The organism is Pseudoalteromonas luteoviolacea (assembly GCF_001696455.1).
Lineage (GTDB): Bacteria > Pseudomonadota > Gammaproteobacteria > Enterobacterales > Alteromonadaceae > Pseudoalteromonas > Pseudoalteromonas luteoviolacea_C.
This window is the reverse complement of record NZ_MAUJ01000009.1, coordinates 54,952-65,104: the sequence shown is the minus strand read 5'-3', so window position 1 is coordinate 65,104 and position 10,153 is coordinate 54,952. Positions and strand designations below refer to the sequence as shown.

11 protein-coding genes and 2 tRNA genes are annotated in these 10,153 nt (G+C 43.0%); 5 read left to right on the top strand and 8 right to left on the bottom strand.

Annotated elements, in window-relative coordinates:
- Positions 1 to 13 precede the first annotated feature (13 nt).
- Positions 14 to 475: an Lrp/AsnC family transcriptional regulator gene (locus A7985_RS20790; protein WP_065792383.1), complete on the bottom strand. Its 462-nt coding sequence runs from the start codon at positions 473 to 475 to the stop codon at positions 14 to 16.
- A 137-nt stretch (positions 476 to 612) separates the two neighbouring features.
- On the opposite strand from A7985_RS20790, the gene A7985_RS20785 reads away from it, so the two are divergent.
- The gene (locus A7985_RS20785) at positions 613 to 1,803 is read left to right on the top strand and encodes a PrnB family protein (protein WP_065792382.1); all 1,191 of its coding nucleotides are present in this window, start codon (positions 613 to 615) and stop codon (positions 1,801 to 1,803) included.
- Positions 1,793 to 2,905 (top strand): aminotransferase class V-fold PLP-dependent enzyme, encoded by a 1,113-nt coding sequence (locus A7985_RS20780; RefSeq protein WP_065792381.1) that lies wholly within the window; start codon positions 1,793 to 1,795, stop codon positions 2,903 to 2,905. The genes A7985_RS20785 and A7985_RS20780 overlap by 11 nt, the downstream gene beginning before the upstream one ends.
- 4 nt (positions 2,906 to 2,909) lie before the next feature.
- On the opposite strand, the gene A7985_RS20775 is transcribed toward A7985_RS20780, so the two are convergent.
- From A7985_RS20775 to A7985_RS26590, 4 genes are all read right to left on the bottom strand, one after another.
- Entirely contained in the window at positions 2,910 to 3,662 is a 753-nt protein-coding gene (locus tag A7985_RS20775; RefSeq protein WP_065792380.1) for an MBL fold metallo-hydrolase, read from the bottom strand.
- 168 nt (positions 3,663 to 3,830) lie between these two features.
- A tRNA-Ser gene (locus A7985_RS20770) sits at positions 3,831 to 3,923 on the bottom strand.
- 19 nt (positions 3,924 to 3,942) lie between these two features.
- Positions 3,943 to 4,033, bottom strand: a tRNA-Ser gene (locus tag A7985_RS20765).
- Positions 4,034 to 4,243: 210 nt separating this feature from the next.
- Positions 4,244 to 4,393: a hypothetical protein gene (locus A7985_RS26590; protein ID WP_176716783.1), complete on the bottom strand. Its 150-nt coding sequence runs from the start codon at positions 4,391 to 4,393 to the stop codon at positions 4,244 to 4,246.
- Positions 4,394 to 4,649: 256 nt separating this feature from the next.
- Between A7985_RS26590 and A7985_RS20760 the strand changes: the two genes are divergently transcribed.
- The gene (locus A7985_RS20760) at positions 4,650 to 5,483 is read left to right on the top strand and encodes a diacylglycerol/lipid kinase family protein (RefSeq protein WP_256096824.1); all 834 of its coding nucleotides are present in this window, start codon (positions 4,650 to 4,652) and stop codon (positions 5,481 to 5,483) included.
- Here A7985_RS20760 and A7985_RS20755 read toward each other — a convergent pair.
- On the bottom strand, positions 5,476 to 6,402 hold the full coding sequence (locus tag A7985_RS20755; protein WP_065792378.1) for a DMT family transporter: 927 nt from the start codon (positions 6,400 to 6,402) through the stop codon (positions 5,476 to 5,478). The two genes, A7985_RS20760 and A7985_RS20755, sit on opposite strands and share 8 nt — an antisense overlap.
- Before the next feature lie 122 nt (positions 6,403 to 6,524).
- On the opposite strand from A7985_RS20755, the gene A7985_RS20750 reads away from it, so the two are divergent.
- Positions 6,525 to 7,952, top strand: coding sequence for an aminotransferase-like domain-containing protein (locus tag A7985_RS20750; protein WP_065792377.1), 1,428 nt, complete (start codon positions 6,525 to 6,527; stop codon positions 7,950 to 7,952).
- A 38-nt stretch (positions 7,953 to 7,990) separates the two neighbouring features.
- On the opposite strand, the gene A7985_RS20745 is transcribed toward A7985_RS20750, so the two are convergent.
- Entirely contained in the window at positions 7,991 to 8,779 is a 789-nt protein-coding gene (locus A7985_RS20745; RefSeq protein ID WP_065792376.1) for a DUF2884 family protein, read from the bottom strand.
- 353 nt (positions 8,780 to 9,132) lie between these two features.
- Here A7985_RS20745 and A7985_RS20740 point away from each other — a divergent pair, with 353 nt between their 5' ends.
- On the top strand, positions 9,133 to 9,315 hold the full coding sequence (locus A7985_RS20740) for a PA3496 family putative envelope integrity protein (protein WP_065792375.1): 183 nt from the start codon (positions 9,133 to 9,135) through the stop codon (positions 9,313 to 9,315).
- 99 nt (positions 9,316 to 9,414) lie between these two features.
- On the opposite strand, the gene A7985_RS20735 is transcribed toward A7985_RS20740, so the two are convergent.
- Complete coding sequence (locus A7985_RS20735; protein WP_065792374.1) at positions 9,415 to 9,867, bottom strand: c-type cytochrome; 453 nt, start codon at positions 9,865 to 9,867, stop codon at positions 9,415 to 9,417.
- Positions 9,868 to 10,153 lie beyond the last annotated feature (286 nt).

Below are 10,153 nucleotides of genomic sequence, written 5' to 3'. Positions count from 1 at the left end.
TTGCCCTTGTGGGTCATAGCGGCACTCCACGTTTATTGAAGGTCTGCTTTAAAACGATGGTTGATTCTACCGCGGCAATATACTCTAAATTAGCAAGGCTATGCTTTACAAAGTGTTCGTAACTTGGCAAATCAGCCGCAATGATTTCAAGTAAATAATCATGGCTACCAGAGACAACGGAGCAACTTCGCACTTCTTTTAATGCATCCACATGCTGTTCAAAGCTTTCGGCTGCCTGCACTGAATTTTTGGTTAGGCGAATAAACGCATACACTAAAACTGAATAGCCAACCGCCTGCGGTGAGATATCTGCATGATACCCCAAAATAACCCCATCTTGTTGGAGTTTTTTGACACGCCTTAAGCAGGGAGTATCTGACAGGCTGGCTTGTTCTGCCAGTGCAGCGTTGCTCAATCGCGCATTATTTTGTAATGCGTTTAGTAAAATACGATCTTTGTTATCGATATCAGGCATATTAGTTAGATCTGCTAAATTTTGTATTAAAAAATAAGTTATTCACTCATTTAGTTTAACGATTACCAGATAATTGGCAAATATCCCTCCGCTATTTTTGTTAGCCTGTCAATGATGTAATTTTTAGGATTTTGACAATGACGCAACTAACAAAAGATTTTGATATCTGGATAAGAAATGATTTTGTCGAACTCAATGATAAGCTTGAAGCGGTTTACCGTGCTCAATCTGATCGCGCTAATGTAGAAGGCGTGGGTGAAGAACTTAAAAAGCAACTTTTAAAGCAAGGCGAACAGCATATAGAAGCACTCCTAGCTGAAGGGAACACCGACGAAGGCTTTGACAACGCATTTGATTTACTGGGGAATGTGGGCTTGTATATGGCCGCCTGTCGTCGTCACGAAATAACGGAACCGAGTCGAGAGCGCTACTCTCCACTGAAGGCCGCATCGGCGTTAGCCATGCATATTGGGTCTTCCATTGGGGTTACTCCGAGGTTTGCAACCGCTCATTTGACTACACACAACACCGCAATCAATGGGGTTTATAAGCGTTTTACCAGTGATCCTGCTGAACAACTATTTGTCGACTACAATACGCGAGGCATTTTAGCCTATAAACGTGCAGCGGAAGCATTACTTAAAATTCAACCGCTAGGTATTTCTCATCCAATGACCCCCGTGCTGTTTGAAGAAGTGAAGCGTGCATTACTTGATGTTATCGCGTCAAATCAAACCCTGTTCAAGGAGCTGGATACGGAGTCTTTCTTTTATGTTGTGCGGCCTTATTACAAGCCGTACCGAGTTGGCAAGGAAGTTTATCGCGGGGCGAATGCGGGCGATTTTGCAGGCATTAATGTCATCGATCTGATGCTCGGTTTATGTCGTGCCAATGACGTAGATTATGCCCAGATCTTGGTCGAAAAATTGTTGTATATGATGCCTGAAGATCAGGCGACATTGCGTGAATGTATGCGTTTACCGAATTTAATGGATGCATTTTTAGAAGCGCAAACGTGTCGTGATCAAGCATGGTATCAGCAGGCATTAAAAGCATTTTTGCAAGCGTGTAAACTTCATGGTGACACCGCAATTCAACATCATAACCAGTTGGTGGAAAAATATATTTGTCACCCCGCAAAATACATGGAGCGTAGTCATTTAGACAAAGTGACAGCGAGTGGGCCGCCGTTGGAAGTGTTACTAAAGCAATTGGAAACGTTAAGAGATAAGCGTGCGGCAGCGAAACGGAGTGACTTGGAGACGCGTTTTTCAGATATTCAGCAGCTCAGAAGTACACTCAAAGAAGGAAGTCTCAATGCAAGCTAATGACTTTTACTTGCCTTCGCAAGATTATTTACTAAGCCACTCTGTGGGGCGCATGCTAAAAAGTGCACAAGATGATTTTAACAATCAGTTTATGGCGCCATGGCAGCAGCTTAATCAAGAACCCTGGCAGCAGTGGCTTGAGGGCATTGAGCGATTCAGGCTAGCGCTTGCGAAGTTACTCGGTGGCAGAGCCGGTGAGTTTTGCCCACAAACTAATTTGTCGAGTGGGTTAACCAAGTGGTTAATGAGCGTACCAGACTTTCAACAAAGAAAAGTAAAGGTGCTGTTGAGCGAGCATGACTTTCCAAGTATGGGGTTTGTACTACAGCAGGCACTACAAGATGCTGAACTGACTTTCATACCCGACTCAGAAGACATGAGCTGTTTAGATACTTGGCAGCAGCACTTGAGCGCTGAATATGATTTAGTGTTTGTCAGTCATGTGTACTCTAATACTGGTCAGCAAGCGCCTGTAAGCGAAGTCATCTCCTGTGCTAAGCAGCACAGTGCCCGTGTCGTGGTCGATATTGCGCAATCTGCGGGTATCTTGCCGATTGATTTACATGCGTGGCAGGCAGATTGCGTGGTGGGCTCCAGTGTTAAATGGTTGTGTGGTGGCCCAGGCGCTGGCTATTTGTGGGTTAACCCACAGAGAGTGTCTGAGTGTAAGCCAAAAGATGTGGGGTGGTTCTCTCATCAAAACCCATTTGAATTTGATATCCATCACTTCGCGCCACATGATACGGTGTTGCGCTTTTGGGGCGGCACACCATCGGTTGCCCCTTATATTTTGGCAGGACATAGTATCGACGCATTTGCCCAAATGGGAAGTGAAAAAGTACGGGCGCATAACTTAGGCTTGCTAGAGAACATTTGGCAGGCATTATCGCCTTGGTGCATGTCGCCACAAGAGTCATCAAGATGTTCAGGGACTGCCATTATCCATCCGGGCAAGCAGCTAGAAGCCTGTGCTCAAGCTTTGAAAGCGCAAGGGGTGGCCATTGATGTCAGAAAATACGGCATACGTGTGTCGCCACACATTTACAATAATCATGAGCAAGTGACGCGTTTTGTTGACACTGTGCAGCGTTTCGTCGATTAGCGGACTATTTAGCCAAACCCAATGCGCGCTTCGTTTTGGCCTTGACGGAACGCCAATGTGTGACGGGAATGCTAGGGGCTTGATTTTCCAGCTTCTCAAAATCTATATCTTGAAAGTCTATTTCACCTTGATGGGCTAAAATAATGGTATTGGGCTTAAGGTTTTTCACTAATGCTAATGAGCTTCGATATCGATTAGGGTAGAAAACGGGATAAGGGGGAATGAAAACCCCCCGTACTTTAACGAATAAATCGGCGACATAAATACAACTACGTGCTTGATGGTAAAGGGACAAATCTCGGTCAGTGTGGCCTGGGGTATGTCTTGCTTGCCAGTCCTCGAAGCCAGGTAGCAGCTCAGCATCCTCAAGGTAGTGATCTGCGCTTAACTTTCTCGAATACCAAATATTCTTCTTCGTTTTGTTTTTTCTGCCAGCAACCCACAGCGCTAAAATCATATCTGACCAATGCATCAATATGCCATCTAAGCCACTGTACCAATGTCCTGCAACTTTGGCTGCGGCGATTTTTGCGCCTGTTTTCGAGCGCAGAAGGTGAGCGCCGCCAGCATGATCCGGGTGCATATGGGTGACAACGACTAACTTCAAGTCAGTAATTGGTCTTGAAAGCGTATGCGTAATGTAATCGCACACCATATCCACATCCGCTCGACAGCATCCATCCAGAAGTAGAAGTTTGTCGGCGTATTCGACTAAATAAATTTGTTGGATGTAACCTTCAATAAAATGGATCTGCATACTTACACAAGCCAAAGTGATTTCATCTTATTATTGTTAACACATCTGACCAGTTGATTGAAAGAGAAAAGTACAGTAAAAAAAGATTGGTGTATGAAAGGGAATAAATAGGATGACAAAATTTAGGCATAAAAAAACCGTCCAATGGACGGTTTCTTCACAAAGAACTGGCGGAGGGGGAGGGATTCGAACCCTCGATAGGGCTACAAACCCTATACTCCCTTAGCAGGGGAGCGCCTTCAGCCACTCGGCCACCTCTCCGACGCAAAACTTTTAAAAATGGCGGAGAGATAGGGATTTGAACCCTAGATACGCTATTAACGTATGCCGGTTTTCAAGACCGGTGCTTTCAACCACTCAGCCATCTCTCCATGGGCAAAGATAATACTTATCGAATTGGGTGCTGTAAATAGTTTTTTAATCGTTTGCTGAAAAAACACACAAAAAACCGAAGTTATTGAATTTTTTGCCCGAAATTTGTACTTTGAAGGAGTATTTACGGGAAATTTTTAGGGTGAGCAGCGCTTTGACGCGAAAAATGTGGCATCAATAGATAATGCCACATAGAGGAATTAACAGATTTACTTATGCATGACCACATAATTTAGCTGCAAAGATCGGCCAATTTTACTCAACCACTGCATCCACTGAACGCGTGGCGCTTGGATAGTGTTTAAAGTTGGGTTTGTTGTGGTTTGCGTGTTGCTGCACGCAGCAGCTGTATTAAGCATATCTGTGTCTCCTACGATGACTATTGATTGGTTACATGGTTATTTTGCATTCACTTTGGACAAATTTAAAACGATAAAAATTGCGGTTGTCGCATTAGAAAAACTAATGAATATTTCTTTTTTTTTATGATGTAATTTTAAGGTTTGAATAACTATTCATTTAATTTTTTCAGTTTATTGAGGTTTTATAGGGTTTTAATATTATATGTGAATAGTTATTCAGATAATTTTATTTTGGGAGTTATGTTGTTTGTTAGTGATTTATAGGCCGCAGCAGGGGAAGACGTTTTCAGCACACTCAAACTGGTTAAAGGCACAGGCAAAAGTCCATGCAATACAGCTGTATTGGTATGAGACATGTGGTCATTTTGAAACGGATCTTGAACGGATAAAAGGCCTTATTCCTAATTACACTCAGATAATCGTACTGGGAGGAGATGGCACCCTTAATTTGGCTGCAAATGCCATTGGGGGAACTCAAGTTGTATTATCTTTGTTGCCTTGTGGCACTGGCAATGATTTTAGTCGCCAGTTTGGCTATTCCATGCAGCAGTGGCGAAATACGATATTTGCAGGCAAAGTGCGCAGTGTTGACGTTGGTCTGATTGGAAACCGTTACTTTATTAACATGGCAGGTGTCGGTTTCAATGCGGAAGTCGTATCAGCTATGGGTGGCAAGAAGCCTTTTGGCAAGCTGAGCTATACTATCGCAGGCATTATGAAGCTGGCTTCATACCGAGGCACACCAATCGAATTCGAATATGGGCAGCGAGCCACCATGATGTGTCTGTTTAGCAATGGACGTCATTTTGCCGCGGGCTTAACACCAGCCCCAGATGCGCAACTCGACGATGGGGTGTTACAAGTGATCACTATCCCAGCTGTTGTTTGGTATAAACGACTATGGTGTTTTGCGCTGATGTTGTTTGGGCAGCATACTCGATTGCCTTGGGTGAGTGTCAGGCGGTGCCAACAACTTGAAATTAAAACGTCTGGTTTAGCAATTGAAGCGGATGGAGATTTGATTGCAACAACACCTGCTCTGATCAAATGCAAAGCGGCGCTGTTGCAATTTAAAGTGCTTAATTAATATTGGCTGCGTGTGGTACTGGGCGTCGCATGAATTTGGCAATGACTTTTTTTGGCATCAATACCAATAAGTTGCCAAAGCAAATCAACCCAAAGCCAACAAATGTATTTAGCTGCCAAGTAAAGCCTTCAAACCAGGTACTCAGTAATACAGCAACGACAGGGAACAGAACAATAATGTAACTTGCGCGTTCGGGGCCAATATTTTTGAGTAATGAAAAGTAACAAGCAAAGGCGATCACGGTGCCAAAAATTGCAAGGTAAAATAAAGACACCCAATAACTCGTATCTGCTTGAATTAAAAAGGACTGTGGGCTGAATAGGACGTACAGACCAAGTAATATGCTGCTGTATAGCATGCCCCACGCGTTGCCTTCTAACACACCGATTGCACGGTTGGAGTTACGAATACTAACCATGTTACCCAAAGAGGCGATGAAGGTGCCTGACAACGCCAATACGAGTCCAACAAAGGTCGCAGAAGAAAAACTGGCAGCGCTGAGGTCTTGCCAAAATAAAGCGATAATGCCTGTGACACCTAATAGCGCGCCAAAATAGGTTTTCAGTGCGATAGGCTTTGCAAAAAATAGCCGAGTATTCAGTATGTTTAAAACCAGCATAAATGAAAATGCAATGGAGGCCATAGCCGAAGTGAGACTGCCCTGTGCCCAATATAACAGTAAGTAGTTAAGACCAAAGTTACCCATGGCTAACAAGATAAAAAAGCCATGATCTACCAGTGTAAATTGCAGCATTGGCAGCTTACGCCACAGTACAAAACCCCACATACAAAGTGCTGAAATCGCAAAACGGTAAAAGAGTGAGACAACCTCATTAACTTGGCCAAGTTGAAATTCGATTGCCAGCCATGTAGAGCCCCAGATCAGAACTGTAATGATATATAACAGCCAATTTTTCATTGTCGTTCCCTTTGATATAACTTGATTATTGCATCGAGTTGCAGTTTACTCCGTTACTCTGTGTATAATAGATACAGAAAAAAGGTTTTTTGACCTATACAGATGGCGAGCGGGAGAAATCGATGCATCATGGCCAATTCCTTTACCAACAGGTAATTGATGTGATCAATGAGATGATTACGAATGAGTTACTGAGTCCAGGTACTAAGTTGCCGTCATTGCGTAAGTTGGCGCAACAATTGTCGGTGAGCATTCCGACGGTAAAGCAGGCCTATTATCAGCTGGAAGCGCAAGGGCGCATATACTCGAAGGAAAAATCAGGATATTTTCTGAGCGATTGTGAGAAAAGTGCGCTGCCCAAGCGCTGCAAATTGCCTGTCAAACCAACAGAGGTTAATAAGCAATCTTTGATTGAACAGGTTTATGAGGGAATACATTCGCCTCACAGTGCACCTTTTGGTATCGCTAACCCTGTCTCTGTTATGAGCAATGAACACGTGCTGGCAAAAATGATGCGACAGGCATTAAAGCAAGCGGGTAGCCAAATTTTAGAATATGGTGCGATGGATGGCTTAGAGCGGTTAAAGCGTCAAATTGCACAACGATATTTACAGATGGGCCTTGCCATTTCCATGGATGATATTGTGATCACCAACGGTGCACAAGAGGCGTTGGCCATAGCATTGCAGTGCGTTACCAAACCTGGTGAAGTCGTTGCGATTGAATCACCTTGCTATTTCGGCATCATCGAACTTATCGAAAATTTAGGTCTGCGTGCCCTCGAGATCCCGGTTTGTCCAGACGATGGTCTGTGGTTAGAAGATCTAGAAAAGGCCCTCAACGAGCATGATGTAAGTGCTTGTATATGCTCAACAAGTATCAATAATCCACTTGGGAGTGTTATGCCTGAGAGCAGGCGAAAAGCACTGTTAGAGATACTGGTGTCTAAAAACGTGACACTGATTGAAGATGACGTTTATGGCGACCTGCACTTTTCTAAATATCGCGGAAAACCGGCGCAATATTATGCTGCTGCTGGGCAGGTGATCACGTGTGACTCCTTTTCGAAAACGGCTGCACCCAGCTACCGTGTCGGGTGGATGGTCGCGCCGGGCTTTGTGGCGCGCGCTCGACGTATCAAGCGCGCTTTGAGTTGCTCTTCTTCTTTGATTAATCAGTGGGTGTTGGCCGACTATTTGGCATCAGGAGATTATGAGCGCCACTTACGAAAATTAAGACTGCGCTTGATGGACAATAAACAGAAAATGCTCAGCTGTATTCGTCAATTTTTCCCATCGGATGTACGTGTTAGCGATCCGGGTGGCGGTTGTGTGGTTTGGCTTGAATTGGGCACTGGTTTTGACGGTGGAAAATTATTCTCTCTTGCTATGGCGCAGGGGGTGAGTGTAACGCCAGGGCAGTTATTTAGTGCCTCTGAGCGCTTTCAAAATTGCATTCGAATGAGTTATGGATTGCCTTGGGATGAACACGTGGAAGCGCATTTGAAAAAGCTCGGTCAGCTCATTGCGCAAATGAAAAGTGGTGAGTAATAACGACGAGCTCACCACTGATTTGGTTGGAAATCTTGCTATTGTGCTGTAACGCGCATGAGGCTATAGCTGGATAACGCCGGGATAGCATGAGATAAAGCAGTTTCTTGTTCAGCAATGTGTGCAAAGTTATCGCACATTGATTCTGCTTGCTGTTCTAAATGCTCAGCTTGGGCTGAGACTTTTTCTTCTATTTGCTTACCCATGTTTTCCATACGCTGTTCAAAAGCTTGCATGTTGCCATTCGAGTTGTTCATTTCAGAACCAATCGTGACAAGCAAAGAGCCAATGGACTCAAACATCGCGCTTTTTACGGCTTTTTCAATACGTTCCTCAAACTGATTTTCAAAGTTTTCACTGAAGTCATTAAACGCTTGCTCCCCCATCACAAAACTGCCTTGTTGATAAAATGTAGCGTGGACTTCTTGATTGATTTCTTCAAGCATTGAAGAGAGTTTCTCTAATCCATTTAAATCAAATGCAATTGCCACTTCATTGAGCGCTACCTCGGCTAAGTCGACGGCATCCGTTGCCATCTCAGCGACTTTTGGCAATTCGACTCGCAGCGTATCCGCATAATGCGTGAGTGCGCGCTGCTGCTGTTCAGAAACATCGACTTGTTGGCCATTGATAAAGGTTTGACCGTCAGCATCAATGGTAAGCCTTTGTGAATTGGCTGTGGTAATCGCCACTTCCGTAGGTGTAATCGCGACATTATTTTGAAATTCAATCTGACAATTGTCGCTAGAGAATGAAATATGATTGTCGTTATGTGCCAGTACAGGGGCAGAGGATAAAATGGCAGTCAATAGTAGTGCTTGTTTCATTGTGGAGTCCTTATGCATTGATGATAGATAAGGAAATTCAATTTCGATGCCAATCTTATTATTTTATTAAAATCAGTGGCTTAATGTTTTTTAATGCATTTTGTATGGATATGTAGTTTATAAATTGCCCACTAGTTGGTGGAGTTGGCTAATAATTAGCTTAATTAGTTTTTTAAATCGTTACGATAAAAATCATTCACTGTAAAAGTGGCCTATTTAAGACTAAATAACCTTATGTGTGATAGTGCGCCGATGAGATGGAATTTGCACTGAGTGTGCCATTGTGTGCATAGAGTCAATTGAGTTATCAGCTTTGAATAAGCTGGCATAGGTTAGTTGAATAGGAGTCAATCATGGGTAAAACATATTCCTATGATCCTTTGGACGAAGAATACCAAGATGAGTTTGGTGGCTTAAACGATAAAGATACCAACAGGCAGCGGCAGGAGGTGCGTAAAAAACTGGATGATTATCTAGAGCAAAAACGCTTGAGGCGGAACTTGGGTGAAGATGACTTTGACTACTTTGATGAGTAATGGTTGTTAAAACATGACAAAGAGAGAAAAAGGAATAGACTTTTTACTCTCTTGTTTACGTATACACGCATCTGCTGATGCGGCATCTTTGTGTTTTCACTAGTCTTTGAATGACTTGTGGCAGTCTTTGCAGCCTTTAGCCCAATTTCTGAATGCTTTGGCTATTACTTTCTTGTCGCCTGACTTAGATGCTTGTGCTAATGCATCTGCGTATTTGGCAAAGTCGGCTGCTTTTTTATCAAATGTTGTTTTATCACTCCAAACGGCAGGTAATGCGCTGGTATCACCTTGGTTTGAGCCCGGGATAAATGCCTCCCAAGGCATTTTTGAAAGCTGAGCTGCGTTATGAGCGCGCTCTTCAAACCGTTTTGCATCAAAAGGGATTTTGCCTTTCAACATGTCACCCATATCACCAATTTGGTAACGAATTAATTGAAAGCTGGCTTTGCGGTACTCAATTGCATCTTCGCTGTTTTCAAACATTGAACTGGCAGCTTGGCTATTGAAGCTGAGCCCTACTAATAGACCCAATAATGTTAATGAACTTTTCATATGTGCCCCTAAATAAATAATTCCACATCTTTTTAAGGGTTTCTCTCTCAATTAGCAAGGAGAATGAGGTTAATAGATGGTAAGCAATTGCTGTATAAAATTTGATTTGTTGCTAAAACACTTCCTGATGGTGAGGTTTGTTTACAGGAAATTTATTTCGCATTCATTTACTTTCTTTTACATTGCATTTTATTCATAAAAAACAGGTGTTTATATATTTATGAAAAGTTAAATTGCAATATTTGTAACTTAATTGTATTTCTATTATTGCAATTAACCATGTAGT

What these genes read in the sequence shown, in the direction of transcription:
- A7985_RS20790 (WP_065792383.1), bottom strand. Translation starts at nt 475, where the DNA reads ATGCCTGATATCGATAACAAAGATCGTATTTTACTAAACGCATTACAA.
- A7985_RS20785 (WP_065792382.1), top strand. Translation starts at nt 613, where the DNA reads ATGACGCAACTAACAAAAGATTTTGATATCTGGATAAGAAATGATTTT.
- A7985_RS20780 (WP_065792381.1), top strand. Translation starts at nt 1,793, where the DNA reads ATGCAAGCTAATGACTTTTACTTGCCTTCGCAAGATTATTTACTAAGC.
- A7985_RS20775 (WP_065792380.1), bottom strand. Translation starts at nt 3,662, where the DNA reads ATGCAGATCCATTTTATTGAAGGTTACATCCAACAAATTTATTTAGTC.
- A7985_RS26590 (WP_176716783.1), bottom strand. Translation starts at nt 4,393, where the DNA reads ATGCTTAATACAGCTGCTGCGTGCAGCAACACGCAAACCACAACAAAC.
- A7985_RS20755 (WP_065792378.1), bottom strand. Translation starts at nt 6,402, where the DNA reads ATGAAAAATTGGCTGTTATATATCATTACAGTTCTGATCTGGGGCTCT.
- A7985_RS20750 (WP_065792377.1), top strand. Translation starts at nt 6,525, where the DNA reads ATGCATCATGGCCAATTCCTTTACCAACAGGTAATTGATGTGATCAAT.
- A7985_RS20745 (WP_065792376.1), bottom strand. Translation starts at nt 8,779, where the DNA reads ATGAAACAAGCACTACTATTGACTGCCATTTTATCCTCTGCCCCTGTA.
- A7985_RS20740 (WP_065792375.1), top strand. Translation starts at nt 9,133, where the DNA reads ATGGGTAAAACATATTCCTATGATCCTTTGGACGAAGAATACCAAGAT.
- A7985_RS20735 (WP_065792374.1), bottom strand. Translation starts at nt 9,867, where the DNA reads ATGAAAAGTTCATTAACATTATTGGGTCTATTAGTAGGGCTCAGCTTC.